This window comes from Methanobacteriaceae archaeon (assembly GCA_013403005.1).
In the GTDB taxonomy this organism is placed as follows: Archaea; Methanobacteriota; Methanobacteria; order Methanobacteriales; family Methanobacteriaceae; genus Methanobacterium.
In genome coordinates, this window is the sequence record JACBOA010000015.1 from 12,501 (window position 1) to 27,469 (window position 14,969).

The 14,969-nt window shown below is 42.6% G+C and carries 25 protein-coding genes and 1 tRNA gene (1 of these 26 only partly in view); all 26 read left to right on the forward strand.

Annotated elements, in window-relative coordinates; translation table 11 throughout:
- Nucleotides 1-704: the 3' portion of a 30S ribosomal protein S4e gene (locus tag HVN35_09345; protein ID NYB52747.1), read on the forward strand. Its footprint begins 22 nt before the window's first position; 704 of the gene's 726 nt are visible here — the last part of the coding sequence; its start codon lies off the left edge, out of view; the stop codon is at nt 702-704.
- Nucleotides 705-1,229 carry a 50S ribosomal protein L5 gene (locus HVN35_09350; protein ID NYB52748.1) on the forward strand — a complete coding sequence of 175 codons (525 nt, stop codon included), beginning with the start codon at nt 705-707 and terminating at the stop codon, nt 1,227-1,229.
- An 8-nt stretch (nt 1,230-1,237) separates the two neighbouring features.
- Nucleotides 1,238-1,381 carry a 30S ribosomal protein S14 gene (locus tag HVN35_09355; protein ID NYB52749.1) on the forward strand — a complete coding sequence of 48 codons (144 nt, stop codon included), beginning with the start codon at nt 1,238-1,240 and terminating at the stop codon, nt 1,379-1,381.
- A 10-nt stretch (nt 1,382-1,391) separates the two neighbouring features.
- Nucleotides 1,392-1,784, forward strand: coding sequence for a 30S ribosomal protein S8 (locus HVN35_09360; protein NYB52750.1), 393 nt, complete (start codon nt 1,392-1,394; stop codon nt 1,782-1,784).
- Nucleotides 1,785-1,794: 10 nt separating this feature from the next.
- On the forward strand, nt 1,795-2,328 hold the full coding sequence (locus HVN35_09365; protein NYB52751.1) for a 50S ribosomal protein L6: 534 nt from the start codon (nt 1,795-1,797) through the stop codon (nt 2,326-2,328).
- Between the two features lie 5 nt (nt 2,329-2,333).
- Complete coding sequence (locus tag HVN35_09370; GenBank protein ID NYB52752.1) at nt 2,334-2,663, forward strand: 50S ribosomal protein L32e; 330 nt, start codon at nt 2,334-2,336, stop codon at nt 2,661-2,663.
- A gap of 344 nt (nt 2,664-3,007) precedes the next feature.
- Complete coding sequence (locus tag HVN35_09375; protein NYB52753.1) at nt 3,008-3,454, forward strand: 50S ribosomal protein L19e; 447 nt, start codon at nt 3,008-3,010, stop codon at nt 3,452-3,454.
- A gap of 15 nt (nt 3,455-3,469) precedes the next feature.
- Nucleotides 3,470-4,051: a 50S ribosomal protein L18 gene (locus tag HVN35_09380; protein ID NYB52754.1), complete on the forward strand. Its 582-nt coding sequence runs from the start codon at nt 3,470-3,472 to the stop codon at nt 4,049-4,051.
- Entirely contained in the window at nt 4,051-4,698 is a 648-nt protein-coding gene (gene rpsE / locus HVN35_09385) for a 30S ribosomal protein S5 (GenBank protein ID NYB52755.1), read from the forward strand. Before HVN35_09380 ends, rpsE begins: the two co-directional genes overlap by 1 nt.
- Before the next feature lie 9 nt (nt 4,699-4,707).
- Entirely contained in the window at nt 4,708-5,166 is a 459-nt protein-coding gene (locus tag HVN35_09390; protein NYB52756.1) for a 50S ribosomal protein L30, read from the forward strand.
- 96 nt (nt 5,167-5,262) lie between these two features.
- A complete protein-coding gene (locus HVN35_09395) occupies nt 5,263-5,700 on the forward strand; it encodes a 50S ribosomal protein L15 (protein ID NYB52757.1) in 438 nt (145 codons plus the stop codon).
- Nucleotides 5,701-5,770: 70 nt separating this feature from the next.
- Nucleotides 5,771-7,123 carry a preprotein translocase subunit SecY gene (secY, locus tag HVN35_09400; GenBank protein NYB52758.1) on the forward strand — a complete coding sequence of 451 codons (1,353 nt, stop codon included), beginning with the start codon at nt 5,771-5,773 and terminating at the stop codon, nt 7,121-7,123.
- Entirely contained in the window at nt 7,120-7,680 is a 561-nt protein-coding gene (locus HVN35_09405) for an adenylate kinase (protein ID NYB52759.1), read from the forward strand. The genes secY and HVN35_09405 overlap by 4 nt, the downstream gene beginning before the upstream one ends.
- Nucleotides 7,681-7,867: 187 nt before the next feature.
- On the forward strand, nt 7,868-8,437 hold the full coding sequence (locus tag HVN35_09410; GenBank protein ID NYB52760.1) for a DUF106 domain-containing protein: 570 nt from the start codon (nt 7,868-7,870) through the stop codon (nt 8,435-8,437).
- A 129-nt stretch (nt 8,438-8,566) separates the two neighbouring features.
- Nucleotides 8,567-8,851 carry a 50S ribosomal protein L34e gene (locus HVN35_09415; GenBank protein NYB52761.1) on the forward strand — a complete coding sequence of 95 codons (285 nt, stop codon included), beginning with the start codon at nt 8,567-8,569 and terminating at the stop codon, nt 8,849-8,851.
- 15 nt (nt 8,852-8,866) lie between these two features.
- The gene (locus HVN35_09420) at nt 8,867-9,385 is read left to right on the forward strand and encodes an AAA family ATPase (protein ID NYB52762.1); all 519 of its coding nucleotides are present in this window, start codon (nt 8,867-8,869) and stop codon (nt 9,383-9,385) included.
- Nucleotides 9,385-9,615, forward strand: coding sequence for a 50S ribosomal protein L14e (locus tag HVN35_09425; GenBank protein NYB52763.1), 231 nt, complete (start codon nt 9,385-9,387; stop codon nt 9,613-9,615). The genes HVN35_09420 and HVN35_09425 overlap by 1 nt, the downstream gene beginning before the upstream one ends.
- Before the next feature lie 150 nt (nt 9,616-9,765).
- On the forward strand, nt 9,766-10,728 hold the full coding sequence (locus HVN35_09430; protein ID NYB52764.1) for an RNA-guided pseudouridylation complex pseudouridine synthase subunit Cbf5: 963 nt from the start codon (nt 9,766-9,768) through the stop codon (nt 10,726-10,728).
- A gap of 387 nt (nt 10,729-11,115) precedes the next feature.
- A tRNA-Ser gene (locus tag HVN35_09435) sits at nt 11,116-11,200 on the forward strand.
- A gap of 273 nt (nt 11,201-11,473) precedes the next feature.
- The gene (locus tag HVN35_09440) at nt 11,474-11,926 is read left to right on the forward strand and encodes a 30S ribosomal protein S13 (GenBank protein ID NYB52765.1); all 453 of its coding nucleotides are present in this window, start codon (nt 11,474-11,476) and stop codon (nt 11,924-11,926) included.
- 18 nt (nt 11,927-11,944) lie between these two features.
- Nucleotides 11,945-12,520 (forward strand): 30S ribosomal protein S4, encoded by a 576-nt coding sequence (locus HVN35_09445; GenBank protein ID NYB52766.1) that lies wholly within the window; start codon nt 11,945-11,947, stop codon nt 12,518-12,520.
- Between the two features lie 9 nt (nt 12,521-12,529).
- Complete coding sequence (locus HVN35_09450; protein ID NYB52767.1) at nt 12,530-12,928, forward strand: 30S ribosomal protein S11; 399 nt, start codon at nt 12,530-12,532, stop codon at nt 12,926-12,928.
- A 17-nt stretch (nt 12,929-12,945) separates the two neighbouring features.
- The gene (locus tag HVN35_09455) at nt 12,946-13,734 is read left to right on the forward strand and encodes a DNA-directed RNA polymerase subunit D (GenBank protein ID NYB52768.1); all 789 of its coding nucleotides are present in this window, start codon (nt 12,946-12,948) and stop codon (nt 13,732-13,734) included.
- 12 nt (nt 13,735-13,746) lie between these two features.
- Nucleotides 13,747-14,097, forward strand: coding sequence for a 50S ribosomal protein L18e (locus HVN35_09460; protein NYB52769.1), 351 nt, complete (start codon nt 13,747-13,749; stop codon nt 14,095-14,097).
- A gap of 16 nt (nt 14,098-14,113) precedes the next feature.
- Nucleotides 14,114-14,536, forward strand: a complete 423-nt coding sequence (locus tag HVN35_09465) for a 50S ribosomal protein L13 (GenBank protein ID NYB52770.1) — start codon at nt 14,114-14,116, stop codon at nt 14,534-14,536.
- 16 nt (nt 14,537-14,552) lie between these two features.
- Complete coding sequence (locus tag HVN35_09470) at nt 14,553-14,954, forward strand: 30S ribosomal protein S9 (protein NYB52771.1); 402 nt, start codon at nt 14,553-14,555, stop codon at nt 14,952-14,954.
- The last annotated feature ends 15 nt before the right edge of the window (nt 14,955-14,969 follow it).

Genomic DNA, 14,969 nt, shown 5'->3' on the forward strand with positions numbered 1-14,969 from the left:
AACATTTAAAACGATTCAAATCACCAGAACACTGGCCCATCCACCCTAAAGAATTTAAGTGGACGGTAAAACCCAGTCCAGGACCTCATTCAATTGAAGGTTCATTACCACTCCTAGTCATAGTTCGTGACATACTCCAAATAGCAGACAATGCTCGTGAAGCCAGAATAATCATTAACAACGGTGAAATACTGGTGGATGGACGAGTTAGGAAGGATTATAAATTCCCAGTGGGATTCATGGATGTAATCCAAATACCAAAAACTCAGAAAGCATACCGGGTACTCCCTGATGAGAGGGGAAGGCTGGTCTTACACCCTATAGAAAAGGGAAACACCGAGTTCAAGCTATGCAGAATAGAGGACAAAACCACCATCAAAGGCGGGAAGACGCAGTTAAACCTCCACGACGGTAGAAATGTTCTCACTGACGGAGATTTCAAAACTGGTGATGTTTTAGTACTCAGCGTACCAGAACAGGATATAAAAGACCAGATAAAATTTGAAGACGGAACTATTGGGCTAATAACCGGCGGTAAACATATTGGTGAGAAGGGAACAGTGAAAGAGATTAATATAACCCGCAGTTCCATGCCCAACACTGTAGTAATCGAAACCAAAGAAAAAACTTTCCAAACCTTACAGGATTACGTTTTTGTCCTGGGAAAAGAAAAACCAGTAATTTCACTCCCTGGAGGTCAGTAGATGAACCCCATGCAACAAGTACAGATTGCAAAGGCTACGGTTAACATTGGAGTGGGAGAAGGCGGTGAAAGACTGGCAAGAGCAGAAAAACTCTTATACAGTATTACCAACCAGAAATCAGTGCGAACTATTTCCAAGGTAACCAACCCTGAATTCGGTATCAGAAGAGGACAACCCATTGCATGTAAAGTAACCCTGCGAGGTGAAAAGGCCCACGATGCTATAAAACTCATTCTCTCTGGAATTGATAACAAAATCAAACCAAGACAATTCGATAGACAGGGTAACTTATCCTTTGGAATCGAAGAACATATCGATATTCCTGGGATGCGATACGACCCTGATATTGGAATTTTCGGGATGAACGTTAACATAACCTTCGAAAAACCTGGATACAGGATAAAAAGAAGGAAAATACAGCGGAAGCATATTCCTCACAAGCATCAGGTCACTCGTGACGAGACAATGGAGTTTATGAAGGAAAATTTCCAGATTATATTAAAATCGGATAAAGATGATGAATAGGTGATAAATTGCCCAGAAAATACGGAAAGGCATCCCGAAAATGCAGAAGGTGCGGAGACCACTCGGCTTTAGTGCGAAGATACGGGCTCATGCTCTGCAGACAATGTTTCAGGGAACTCGCCCCTAAAATAGGATTTAAGAAGTTTAACTAGAGGTGACAAGATGACACTTATGGATCCTCTGGCCAACGCCCTCACTAACATGCGGAATAACGAAATGCAGGGAAACAACAAATGCACTATAACCCCTGCGTCTAAAATGATTGGGCAGGTCCTGAGGACAATGCAAAAAGAAGGTTACATTGGTGAATTCGAATATGTTGATGATGAAAAAGCTGGACAGTTCACCGTGGAACTTGAGGGAAACATAAACAAGTGCGGTGTGATAAAGCCCAGGCACGCCGTGAAGAAAGATGAATTCGAAAAATTTGAAAAACGATACCTACCATCAAAAAACTTCGGAATCATGATCATGACCACATCCGAAGGTATAATGACCCACAATGAGGCAAAAGAGCGTGGGATTGGTGGTAGACTACTGGTATACGTTTACTAAGGTGATAAAAATGGCATTAGCAGTGGTTCTTACCGAAGAAATTCCCGTCCCAGAAGGCGTGGAAGTCACCATCAACAAAGAAGTGACAGTTAAAGGACCAAAAGGAGAACTTTCACGTAAGTTCAAACAGGGCAACATCACCATCAAACAGGAAGATGGCTTAGTGGTCCTGGAAACTCGCTTCCCCAAAAAGAAGGATAAAGCAATGCTGGGAACCATAAAATCCCATATCAGCAACATGATCCACGGATTAACCGAGGGATTCACCTACCGAATGAAAATTGTTTACGCTCACTTTCCCATGACTGTCAAGGCAACCAAGGACAAAGTAACCATTGAAAACTTCCTAGGAGAACGCTACCCCCGAACAGCTAAGATCGTGGGCACAGCACAGGTAAAAATACAGGGTGACGAGGTAATTATCACCGGTGTAAACAAGGAAGATGTGGGCCAGACCATGGCCAACCTAGAACAGGCCACAAAAATCAAGGGAAGAGACCCCAGGGTATTCCAGGATGGAATATACTTAGTGGCTAAGGAGTGATCCCCATGAAGAAACCTAAATTCAGAAGACAGGAATGGCACAGGTACAAAAAACTGGGCACCAAGTGGAGGAAAGCCAGGGGTAAACTCAGTAAAGCCAGACGTTATCAGGCTCGTAAACCTGCCCTACCCACTATTGGATACTGTTCACCCCACGCCACCAAAGGATTACATCCCTCCGGATACAGGGATGTAAGGGTGTGCAATGTGAAAGACCTGGAAAAGCTGGATCCTGAAGTTCATGCCGCAAGGATCAGTTCAACAGTAGGACTAAGAAAAAGAGAAGTCATAATTGACAAAGCCAAAGAGCTTAAAATCAAGATCTTAAACGAATAAAACATTAAACCCTCAATTAATCAATCACAAGAATTGAATAATGATCCTAAAATCACCTTTCAGGGACTTTTAGGTTTAAAAATATGGATAAGATCCAATCTTGATTAAACCCATATTTTCATGGAATAAAACCTAAAAATCTGTCATTTAGGAAATAACGGGGCCATCATCATCTTTAATTAAAGGTTTGATGGTAAAAATAGAAAAAAACAAGAAAAAATTAAAGATGCAGGGGAAATTGAATTAAGCATCTTTTCTAGAATCCTGAGAAAACCATCATCAGGATTTTAGTTAAAAAAAATTTCAATTGACCTTTTTTAAAGGTCAATTATGGAGGTTTCTTTATGAATCTTACTACTCAGAAGAGACTAGCTGCAGACCTGCTGAAAGTGGGTGTAAACAGGGTTTGGATAGACCCAAACAACCTGGAAGAGGTTTCCAGGGCAATAACCAGGGAAGGAGTTAATCAACTCATCCAGCAAGGATACATTAAAGCACGACCCAAAAAAGGAATCAGCAGTTACCGATCAAAAAAGATAGCTGAACAGAAAAAGAAAGGAAGAAGGAAAGGCAGAGGAAGTATTAAAGGAGCAAAAGGGGCCCGAAACCCTAAAAAGCAAGCCTGGATGACCACCATCAGGGCACTCCGAAAAGACCTCAAGGACATGAGGGATGAGCGAGAAATAAACCGCACCACCTACCGTAAGCTATACAGAATGGCTAAAGGTGGAGCATTCCGTAGTAAATCCTACATGAAAACCTATGCCAGAGACCATGACCTATTAAGATAAACAGGGGATATGACAATGGCACACGGATCAAGATACAAAGTAGCATTCAAGCGTAGAAGAGAAGGAAAAACCGACTACGGTGCAAGATTAAAACTTATAGGATTGGACAAACATCGACTGGTTGTCCGCATAACTGGTAATCACACCATAGCTCAAATTGTTGATGTTGAACTTGCAGGAGATAATACCTTGGTATCAGCACACTCCCAGGAACTAAAGAACATGGGATGGTTGGGCAGTGGTAAAAACACCTCAGCCGCCTACCTCACCGGATATCTTTGCGGTAAAAAATCAATAAAAGAAGGTATCCAGGGAGCAGTTCTGGATATGGGACTGCAAAGTTCAACCAAAGGATCAAGAGTCTATGCTGTACTGAAAGGAGCAATAGATGCCGGTCTGGAGGTACCTCACAAAGATGTTATCCTTCCTGATGAAGACCGAATCACTGGAGAACACATAGCCCAGTACGCTCAGACACTCGAAAAGGCAGAACTGGAGAAAAAGTTCTCACAATACTTGAAGAAGGGATTATCCCCACAGAATTTACCTGATCACTTTCAGAGTATCAAGGAAAAGATCGAAAAAGAGGTATCATAATGAATGATTACAGCAATGAAGAATGGGAGCCCAAAACCAACCTGGGGCGCATGGTAAAGGAGGGTCAGATCACATCCATTGATGAGATCTTCGAGCGTGGACTGCCCATTATGGAACTGGAGATCGTGGATTTCCTACTCCCAGATCTCGAAGAAGAGGTCATGGACGTAAACCTGGTGCAGAGAATGCACAAATCCGGGAGGAAAGTCAACTTCCGGGTGATAGTAGCCGTGGGAAACAAAAAAGGATACGTTGGACTGGGACAGGGAAAAGCTAAAGAAGTAGGCCCTGCCATTAGAAAAGCAGTAGATGATGCTAAATACAACGTAATCAAAGTTCGAAGAGGCTGCGGAGACTGGGGATGTGTCTGCGGACGAGAACACACCGTACCTTTCAAAGTGGAAGGAAAAAGCGGCAGTGTACGGGTAACCCTAATACCTGCTCCGGGAGGAGTGGGGCTGGCCATTGGAAACGTGGGTAAAACCATACTGGGACTGGCAGGAATAGATGATGTATGGTCCCAGACCCGAGGACAAACCCAGACCACCATCAACTTTGCAGGTGCAGTATTCGACGCCCTTAAAAAGTTAAGTATGGTAAAAGCCCCAAATAAAGACCTTAAAAAACTGGGCGTCTGTGTGGAATAAGGTGATATCATGATTATAGCATTAAGAGTCAGAGGACGCACTGGAATAAAGAAACAGATAGCAGACACCCTGGACATGCTCCGATTAACCCGAATCAATCACGCCGTCCTCCTGCCTGACACTCCCAGTTACCAGGGAATGCTCCAGAAAGCTAAGGATTACATAACCTGGGGAGAAATCGACCAGGAGACCTTAACCCAACTAATTGAAAAAAGGGGAAGACTTCCTGGAAGAGAAAGGTTCACACCAGAAGCTCTAGCTTTAAACAGTGACTACAAATCAGCTGAAGAACTTTCTGAAGCCCTCATTAAAGAGGAAACCACCCTGGAAGATGCTGGTTTAAAACCTGTATTCCGATTACACCCCCCAAGAAAGGGTTACAACCATATAAGAAAAAGTTACAAAGAAGGTGGAACACTGGGTTACCGGGGAGAGGAAATCTCCCAACTCGTGAAAAAAATGATCTAATAGAACATTTTTATATGAGTAAGTAATCTAATCTATTCAACCTACTTGAAAAGGATTAATTTAGATTAAATTTAATCACGATTATAGGTGTACACCATGATAAGGAAAACCCGTAAAATAAACAAAATGCGTGGCTCCAGAACCATAGGAGGCGGTTGCTCTAAGAAAAGAAGAGGAGCCGGCCACCGTGGTGGAAGAGGAAAAGCCGGAGGCCATAAGCATATGTGGACTTGGGTAGTTAAGTATGACCCCAACCGCTTTGGTAAAAGCGGATTCAAACGACCTCAAAAAACCATAAAAAAGTACAAAACAGTAAACCTGGATTACCTGGATGATAACGCAGAAAAACTCATTCAGCAAGACTTAGCCCAGAAAGAAGGTGATAAAATAATAATAGACGTCACCCAACTGGGTTATGATAAAGTGCTAGGTAAAGGAAAAATTAAAAGAGCCCTAACCATAAAAGCACCTCTCTTCTCAGCAAGTGCCATTTCCAAAATCGAGGAAAATGGGGGAGAAGCAATAACCCTCTAAGTAACGGCTTCGGAAATGAATCAACCAGTAGATGGTTTTTTAAAATCTCATGTTTTAAGGAGTGAAGACATTGTTGAAGGAAGCTCTTCTGCCAATTTTCTCATTTTTACCACAGGTAAGATCACCAACCTACCGGGTTCCATTTAAAGAAAAACTAAAATGGACTGGGGTAATTCTGATACTGTATTTCATACTGTGCCAGATCCCACTATTCGGTTTAAGTGCAAATTCGGTGGATCAGTTCGCCCAGCTCAGGGCAGTAATGGCGGGTAGTTTTGGTTCAATCATAACCCTGGGTATCGGACCCATTGTATCCGCATCAATCATACTCCAACTCTTAGTAGGAGGTAAGATACTCAACCTCGATCTTTCCCAGCATGAAGATAAGGCTTTCTTTCAGGGAACACAGAAATTCCTGGCTATAATCTTCACTCTATTTGAAGGAGCAGTTCTGGTATTAACCGGTGCATTAACTCCATCCTCATCCGAATTTGTCTGGATCATGATTTTACAGATCACCATTGGAGGAATACTAATTATCTTCCTGGATGAAGTGGTCTCTAAATGGGGATTTGGAAGTGGAGTGGGATTATTCATTGCTGCAGGAGTATCTTCACAAATCATAACCGGATCTTTAAACCCCTTATCCTCACCAGCATCACCAGGCGTACCATCCGGAGCCATACCCCAATTCCTGTACTTACTAACCACCAGCCAACCAGACTTCAGCATACTCATACCCATAATTGCAGTTATTGTGGTTTTCTTTGTAACTGTATATGCGCAGAGTATGAGAGTGGAAATACCACTATCATTTGGTGGGGTAAAGGGAGCCCGGGGTAAATATCCTCTGAAATTCATTTACGCCAGTAACATGCCTGTAATCCTGACCAGTGCCTTACTCTTAAATGTGCAGCTATTCGCTGCCATGTTCCAGAAATTAGGATTTCCCATACTTGGAACTGTGCAAAATGGAAAAGCCATCAACGGCCTGGCATATTATCTAACCATGCCCACCGGACTTTCCAGTCTGCTAACCAACCCCCTACAAGTGCTGTTTTATGGGGTGGTATTCACAGCCTCATGCATCCTATTTGCCTGGTTATGGGTGGAACTCAGCAACATCGGCCCTAAAGCAGTGGCCAAACAATTACATGGAATGGGAATGCAGATACCAGGATTTAGAAGCAGCAGAACACAGTTTGAAAGAATACTTAAAAAATACATACCTGCCATCACTGTACTTGGTGGTGCTTTTGTAGGTTTACTAGCATTTGGAGCAGACCTCACCGGTGCCCTGGGAGGTGGAACTGGTGTTCTATTGACAGTTGGTATTGTTTACCAGCTTTACGAAGAAATAGCTCAGGAACAATTAATGGACATGCACCCCATGCTCAGAAATTTCTTAGGTGATTCAAAATGAAAGTAGTGGTAGTTGCAGGAATACCAGGATCAGGGAGCACCACTGTGCTTCAACACGCCCTTGAAGAAACAGACTTTATCCATGTTAATTATGGAGATGTGATGTTTGAAATCGCTCGTGATCTGAAACTAGTCGAACACCGGGATGCCATGCGCAAACTCCCACCAGAAACCCAGAAAAAAGTCCAGAAAAAGGCTGCTAAAGCTATACGAGAAAGAGCTGAGTCTGCCAACACCATTGTGGACACTCATTGCACCATCAACACACCCTCCGGTTTTCTACCAGGATTACCCCAATGGGTTCTGGAAGAACTGCAACCAGACATGTTCATCCTCATTGAAGCCGATGGAGATGAAATACTCATGCGCCGAATCAGTGACACCACCCGGATTAGAGACATGGAACGATTAAAGGATATAGAGTTACACCAAGAAATGAACCGAGCCACAGCCATGGCTTATGCAGTTTACACCGGGGCCACAGTCAAGATTATAGAAAATCATAACGACCGGTTAGATGAACCAGTTAATGAAATGAAAGAAATCCTGATGAATTAAGGATAAACCCTCATATGATTATTAATTTATTAAAAACCCTGATGAGATTTATTAAACAAACCTAATGAGATAAATAACCCTGATGAGAAGGTTTAACATAAACTAAGAACTTATATAATGAAAATCAACCCTGATGAGATGGGATAATTGGATAAACCTGATTGAAGGGTCATAAGAGGATAAAAAAATGGCATTTGAATTTATAACTCAACCAGTATTCGCGGCACTGGACTTCGTATTCATGCCCATAGTCAATGCTTGGGGCCCAATGTTAGGTGTTTTTGTTATCTCCACCATTGTAGCCTTTTTCATAACCCTAGCTAACAAACTACTGGTTGACCAGGACAAGTTACAGTCAACCCAGAAGGAAATGAAGGTGTTTCAGCAGGAAATGATGGCAGCCCAGAAATCTGGCGACCCTAAAGCCCTGGCTGAAGTTCAGAAGAAGCAATCAGAATTCATGAAAATGCAGCAGGAAATGATGATGAACTCCTTCAAACCCATGATTGTCACCTTCGTGCCCATCATCCTCATCTTCTGGTGGATGGCAGCTCAACCAGCCATAAACAAATTGGTAGTAGAATTACCATCATTTGTCTATTATGTGCTATTTGTATGGTTGTTCCACATGTTTTACCACCAATCACCGGGAGTTCCGGTCATGGCTATTGAATGGTTGGGCTGGTACATCTTATGTTCCTTTGCCATGTCCCTCATCTTCAGGAAATTCCTGGGACTAAAAGGAGGAGGAATTTAATTTAAAAGATTAGTAGTACATGTAAGAGGATAGTATACATAGGATTCAACATCCTCCACATTTCAATATATAGAAAACTTTTCAACTTATAAAAAAAAAATAATTCAAACTTAAAAAAGGAGATAAAATATGCCCGCATTAAGATACAGGTCACGAACATATAAAAGAACCTTCCGAAGGACTCCTGGAGGTAAAACTGTACTCCACTATAAGAAGAAGAAACCTAAAAAGCACCATTGTGCGGAGTGCGGTAAACTCTTACATGGTGTTCCACGCGGAAGACCTTACCAGATAAGAAAACTCGCCAAATCTAAAAAAAGGCCTAACCGGCCCTTTGGCGGTTATCTGTGCCCAGAGTGTACCAGACAATTCTTTAAAAAACAGGCCCGATCATTAGGCGCATCTCAAGATTAGAGGAACAGATCCCAAATGATCATCACCATCGGCGGACCTGCTGGAAGTGGAACCAGCACCACCTCTCGCATTCTATCTGAAAAAACAGGAATACCCGTAGTATCAGCAGGAGACATATTCCGAGAGATGGCTATGGAGAGGGATATGGACATCCTGGAGTTCAGTAAGTTCGCCGAGGGCAACATAGAAATTGACCTGGAAATAGACCAGAGACAGGCTCAGCTAGCACGGGAAGCAGATGATCTCATTGTGGAAGGCCGCCTATCAGCCTATTTCATAGATGCTGATTTGAAGGTATGGTGCCATGCACCCCTGGATGTGCGCTCAGAGCGTATCAGCCGACGGGAAAACAAATCCATTGAAGTGGCCCGAGAAGAGATTAAAACCCGAGAAAACAGTGAAGCTCAGAGGTACATGGAAATACACAACATAGATATTAGTAACTTGGATGTTTACCACATAATAATTAACACTCACGCCTTTAAGGCTGATAGCGTCGCACAAATCATATTAAAAGTAACTGAGGTGATTTAATGCCAGCAATAGAAGTTGGAAGAATTTGTATGAAAATCTCCGGAAGAGAAGCCGGAGAAAAATGTGTAATAGTCGAGATTATAGATGATAAATTTGTAGAAGTAGTGGGAAGTGCTGTGAAAAATCGCAGATGCAACATCAAACACTTGGAACCAACTCAACAGGTAATAGAAATAACAAGTGATGACCCAGAAACCATCATCAAGGATCTGGAAGCAGCACTGGCTTAACAGCAATGACTTAAAACTAGTTGATTGCACCTTACTTGAACTTAAAACAAGTAAATGAAGTTTAGATTAAGATATAACCAAATTAAGTATAGGGTACAGTTTAGATAAAAATTTGGAATTTAAACTTAAAGACCAGTGAAGGTTCTCAAAATGACAGAACTCCTCCAGAAAGCCTACGGGGAAACAAACCCTGAATATGGTTCTTTTCCTGATGAGCGGCCCATAGAGGAGCACCTGTCCAAGGGGATCATCAATCTGGACAAACCCTCCGGGCCAACCTCCCATGAAATAGATTCCTGGGTGAAAAGGATTCTCCATGCACAGAAAACTGGTCACGGCGGTACCCTGGACCCCAGAGTAACTGGTGTACTTCCCATTGGAATCGACACTGCAACCAGAGCCATACAACTACTCCTGGAAGCACCCAAAGAATACGTTTGCCTCATACATCTGCATGAAAACGTGGATGAGGCAAAGATAAGGGATATTCTAGGGGAATTCACTGGTAAAATATTCCAAACACCACCCATGCGTTCTGCAGTAAAACGAGAACTGCGGGTACGCACCATTTATTACGTTAACATTCTGGAAATCGATGGACAGGATGCCCTCTTTAAAATTGGCTGCCAAGCAGGCACTTACATCAGGAAGTACTGTCACGACATAGGTGAAGCATTAGGATGCGGAGCCCACATGGCAGAACTTCGCCGAACAAGGGTAGGAAACTTTAAAGAGGATGAAACCCTCAAAACACTCCAGGATCTTACTGATGCCTACCACTACTGGAAGGAAGATGGGAATGAAGCTCCACTCAGGGAATGCGTACTCCCCATGGAACAATCAGCCAGCCACCTTAAAAAGATAGTGGTTCGCGATTCAGCTGTAGATGCACTGTGCCACGGTGCAGACCTGGCTTCTGGAGGAATACTACAGTACTCAGAGGGTATTAAAAAGAACGAAACTGTGGCTGTTTTAAGTCTAAAAGGTGAACTGGTTGCATCTGGCAGGGCACTGGCCAACAGTTCTGAAATAGAGCGGGCAGAGAAAGGTATTATGGTGGATATAAAAAAGGTTTTTATGGAACCTGGCACATATCCCATGATGTGGAAGTAAAAAAAAACTACTCTTTGTCCTGCACTTTCACCTAAATAGTGTCTCTAGAAAAATCTTAAACTTTATACTCTAAGACTCTAAGATAATCTATACTCTAAGACTTTAAGATAACTCTAAACTCTAAGACTCTAAGATAAATCAAATATATATCAACTAGCATACCCATCTCACCTGGATGAAAGATTCTGGATTGAGATTGTGGAAAGATTGTGGATAAATACCAGAAAATCCAATACATATTTAAGTGAATAATATCATATTTATCTAAATATTCTAAATGTTTAGGAGATCGTGGAACAATTTGAGTATAATAATTTGAGCATAAAATACTTGAATTTTTTCTAAATACACTTGCATTTTAAATCAGAATAGAATGTTTAATATCATGCCGGGATAGTCTAGCCTGGTAAGGCGCAAGACTGGAAATCTTGTGGAGCTTTGCTCCGCCTGGGTTCAAATCCCAGTCCCGGCGTTCACCAAAAAACCAGAAACTGGTTTTATGTGTCAAACAAGCAGCGGATAAATCAATTAAAATAATTGAATCATAATTGGATGATCTTTGAACATGTTAAACATAAATTATACTATGATCACATGTTTAAAATCTTTAAATCAATTAAAAAGTCAATTAAAAACCGGAGTTTGAGTAAAAAGTTTCAGACAACTCTAAGTTAGTTGTACTGATGATCCGCACAAAACAACTCCAAAAATAATAGATGAACATGGAAAACGGAGGAAAACCTACATGGAAGATGATTTCAAACACATGGTCCGGATCGCCCGTAAAGACGTAAACGGGAACAAGACCATTGTCAACGCCATAACCGATATAAAGGGAGTGGGCAAGGCATTATCCGGTGCAATATGCACCACTATGGACTTTGATCCCAACCAGAAAATAGGATACCTATCTGATAAAGAAGTAATGCGCCTGGAAGAAGCAGTGCGTAACCCTCAAAACCTTAACATCCCTAAATGGATGCTGAACCGCAGGAATGATTATGAAACCGGTGAAACCACCCACCTCATAGAATCTGACCTAGTAATGAAACTAAGGGATGATCTCAACCGGATGAAGAAAATCCGAAGCTACAAAGGCCGAAGACACGAAGTGGGACTACCAGTAAGGGGTCAGAGAACCAAATCCACCTTCAGAAAAGGAAGTTCCGTGGGAGTTAGAAGGAGAAGAAGAGGATAAACCTGAGGAGAAGATAACATGGGACATCCAAGAAAGGCTAGGAAAAAATATGACACTCCCTCACACCCCTGGAATGCAGACCGCATAAAACAGGAAAACAAATTAGTACAAAAATACGGTTTGAAAAACAAGAAGGAAGTTTGGAAAGCCGAAACCATGGTTAAAAGGTACAGGAGAGATGCAAGGGAATTATTAGGAACCACCAGTGAGCACAACTCCCAGGAAAGACAGCAACTCCTGGGCCACCTGACAAGACATGCAATACTACCTGAAAACGCCAAACTGGAGGATGTATTAAACCTCACAGTGGAAGATGTTTTAAGACGCAGACTACAGACCGTGGTCCACCAAAAAGGACTGGCTTACACAGCCAAAGAAGCACGAGTATTTGTGGTTCACGGCCACATAGCCCTGAACAACAAAAAAATTAACTCTCCCAGTTACCTGGTGAAAAAAGGAGAAGAGGAACTCATTGGATACTATCCTGGTTCACCAGTTATAAAACTAAAAATCCCTGAAAATCCTAAGAAAGAGAAACCTAAGAAGGAAAAACCAAAAAGGGATAACTACCGAGGAAGGAGAAATAGAAGATAAGGTGATAACATGGCAGAAAAAAACAAAGAAAAATGGGGAGTAGCTAATGTATACTCATCCTTCAACAACACCATCATCACCATCACCGATGTCACCGGAGCAGAAACCATCAGCCAGTGGTCTGGTGGAAAAGTAGTTCGCGCCGACAGACAGGAATCATCACCATTTGCAGCAATGGAAGCAGCCACCAGAGCAGCAGAAGATGTGAAAGAAAAAGGAATCGTAGGACTGCACATCAAAGTAAGAGCACCTGGAGGAAACGGACCACGCTCACCAGGACCTGGAGCACAGGCCACTATCCGAGCACTGGCCCGAGCAGGGATTAAAATCGGAAAAATAGAAGATGTAACGCCCATCCCCCACGATGGTACCGGAAGACCTGGTGGTAAAAGGGGTAGAAGGGTATAAAACTGTGATGTGTCAAAATGGAGATAGAAATTAAAAACAGGGACAACAACCAGCTCACCTTCATTATAGAAGGGGCAGATGTAAGTCTGGTTAATGCCCTGCGCCGGATCAGCATGGTGGAAGTACCCACCCTGGCCATTGAAACTGTGGAGATCTTAAAAAACGATGCCAGAATATTCGACGAAGCATTGGCTCATAGACTGGGACTGATACCCCTTGCCACTGACACTGAAGCACTAATACTTCCATCTGAATGTGACTGTGAAGACCACTGCTCTCGCTGCAGTGTATCCTTAATCCTTAAAGGTAAAGGACCTAAAACACTGTACTCAGGAGACCTGGAGTCAAAAGATCCCAGTACCAAACCGGTTTTAGATACAATCCCCATAGTAAAACTCAAAGAAGGCGAAGAAGTGGAACTGGAGGCAATAGCACAACTGGGAGTGGGAGAAGAACATGCCAAATGGCAACCCACCACCACCTGCGCCTACAAATACTACCCACAGATCACTGTGGATATGGATAAATGTGAAGCATGCCTCCAATGTGTGGAAGAATGTCCCAGATCAGTACTGGAATTTGACGAAAAAAAGAACCAGATAAAAGTAGTGGACCTGGAGAACTGTTCACTATGCCGCACCTGCATGAAAAACTGCGATAGCAAAGCCATCACGGTAGATGTTACAGAGGACAAATTTATATTCCGCATGGAAACTGACGGATCACTATCTCCCACCGAAGTACTGACACAAGCATGTGATATCCTGAAAGAAAAAGCTGATAAAATCATTGAATTTACTAATTAAGGAGGCAAGTTAATGAAAACTAACCCCCAACTTAACCAACTCATAAAGATTCTCAAAGAAAAAGCCTACCAGGAACAAACACCCCTCTGGAAAGACCTGGCACGCAGACTAGAAAAACCAACCCGAAACCAGGCAGAAGTTAACATATCCAGAATAAACAGACACACCAGTGAAGATGAAATAGTACTGGTACCTGGTAAGGTACTGGGAAGCGGATCACTGGACCACAAGGTTCAAGTAGCAGCACTTGACTTTTCCAAACAAGCAGAAGAGAAAATTAAAAGTGCCGGTGGCAAATGCCTGGATATCAACCTCTTAATGGAAGAAAACCCCCAGGGAAGCAGGATAAGAATAATTGAATAAATAAAGGTGTATGTAAATGATCATAGATGGAGAAGGACTCGTACTGGGAAGACTGGCCAGTTCAGTCAGTAAAAAGCTTCTATCCGGGGAAGAGGTCACAGTTTTAAATGCCGATAAGATCATCATATCCGGTAACAAGGACTGGACCTATGCCAAGTACAAACAAAGGATAGACCGAGCCAGCATATCCAACCCCCGCAGAATGGGACCGAAATACCCCCGCCGACCCGATGACATATTCAGAAGAACAGTTAGAGGAATGATACCCTACAAAAAACACAAAGGAAGAGAAGCCCTCAAAGGCTTAAAAGTTCATGTGGGAATTCCCTCAGAATTCGAAAAAGAAGAAATCACAGCTTTAAAAGAAGCTCAGCCTAAAAATGTCTCTAAATCAGTGGAACTTGGAAAAATATCCAACTTGCTGGGAGCCAAATTCTAGGTGAGGAAGTGTAACAATGAAGAAGGTTATTCATACCAGTGGAAAAAGAAAAACCGCCATTGCCCGGGGCAGATTCAGAGAAGGAAAAGGTCGGGTGAGAATCAACAAAAAGCCTGTCGAATTATACAGCCCTGAACTGGCACGACTAAAAATTAACGAAACACTAACCCTGGCCGGAGATTTAGTAGACCAAGTGGATATAGATGTAAAAGTCATTGGTGGAGGAGTTATGGGACAGGCAGAAGCCGCCCGAATGGTAATAGCCAAAGGACTGGTCCAGTGGACTGGAGACATCGAACTTAAAGAAAAATTCAGTCAATACGACCGTACCATGCTGGTAGGAGACCCCCGCCGATCCGAACCAAAAAAATACGGTGGTCGTGGAGCTCGAGCCCGCAGGCAGAAGAGTTACCGATAAATTCACCAACCCCCA

Bases quoted from the DNA above. Each gene is read 5' to 3' on its own strand.
- HVN35_09350 (NYB52748.1), top strand. From the start codon at position 705: ATGAACCCCATGCAACAAGTACAGATTGCAAAGGCTACGGTTAACATT.
- HVN35_09360 (NYB52750.1), top strand. From the start codon at position 1,392: ATGACACTTATGGATCCTCTGGCCAACGCCCTCACTAACATGCGGAAT.
- HVN35_09365 (NYB52751.1), top strand. From the start codon at position 1,795: ATGGCATTAGCAGTGGTTCTTACCGAAGAAATTCCCGTCCCAGAAGGC.
- HVN35_09370 (NYB52752.1), top strand. From the start codon at position 2,334: ATGAAGAAACCTAAATTCAGAAGACAGGAATGGCACAGGTACAAAAAA.
- HVN35_09375 (NYB52753.1), top strand. From the start codon at position 3,008: ATGAATCTTACTACTCAGAAGAGACTAGCTGCAGACCTGCTGAAAGTG.
- HVN35_09380 (NYB52754.1), top strand. From the start codon at position 3,470: ATGGCACACGGATCAAGATACAAAGTAGCATTCAAGCGTAGAAGAGAA.
- rpsE (NYB52755.1), top strand. From the start codon at position 4,051: ATGAATGATTACAGCAATGAAGAATGGGAGCCCAAAACCAACCTGGGG.
- HVN35_09390 (NYB52756.1), top strand. From the start codon at position 4,708: ATGATTATAGCATTAAGAGTCAGAGGACGCACTGGAATAAAGAAACAG.
- HVN35_09395 (NYB52757.1), top strand. From the start codon at position 5,263: ATGATAAGGAAAACCCGTAAAATAAACAAAATGCGTGGCTCCAGAACC.
- HVN35_09405 (NYB52759.1), top strand. From the start codon at position 7,120: ATGAAAGTAGTGGTAGTTGCAGGAATACCAGGATCAGGGAGCACCACT.
- HVN35_09410 (NYB52760.1), top strand. From the start codon at position 7,868: ATGGCATTTGAATTTATAACTCAACCAGTATTCGCGGCACTGGACTTC.
- HVN35_09415 (NYB52761.1), top strand. From the start codon at position 8,567: ATGCCCGCATTAAGATACAGGTCACGAACATATAAAAGAACCTTCCGA.
- HVN35_09420 (NYB52762.1), top strand. From the start codon at position 8,867: ATGATCATCACCATCGGCGGACCTGCTGGAAGTGGAACCAGCACCACC.
- HVN35_09425 (NYB52763.1), top strand. From the start codon at position 9,385: ATGCCAGCAATAGAAGTTGGAAGAATTTGTATGAAAATCTCCGGAAGA.
- HVN35_09430 (NYB52764.1), top strand. From the start codon at position 9,766: ATGACAGAACTCCTCCAGAAAGCCTACGGGGAAACAAACCCTGAATAT.
- HVN35_09440 (NYB52765.1), top strand. From the start codon at position 11,474: ATGGAAGATGATTTCAAACACATGGTCCGGATCGCCCGTAAAGACGTA.
- HVN35_09445 (NYB52766.1), top strand. From the start codon at position 11,945: ATGGGACATCCAAGAAAGGCTAGGAAAAAATATGACACTCCCTCACAC.
- HVN35_09450 (NYB52767.1), top strand. From the start codon at position 12,530: ATGGCAGAAAAAAACAAAGAAAAATGGGGAGTAGCTAATGTATACTCA.
- HVN35_09455 (NYB52768.1), top strand. From the start codon at position 12,946: ATGGAGATAGAAATTAAAAACAGGGACAACAACCAGCTCACCTTCATT.
- HVN35_09460 (NYB52769.1), top strand. From the start codon at position 13,747: ATGAAAACTAACCCCCAACTTAACCAACTCATAAAGATTCTCAAAGAA.
- HVN35_09465 (NYB52770.1), top strand. From the start codon at position 14,114: ATGATCATAGATGGAGAAGGACTCGTACTGGGAAGACTGGCCAGTTCA.
- HVN35_09470 (NYB52771.1), top strand. From the start codon at position 14,553: ATGAAGAAGGTTATTCATACCAGTGGAAAAAGAAAAACCGCCATTGCC.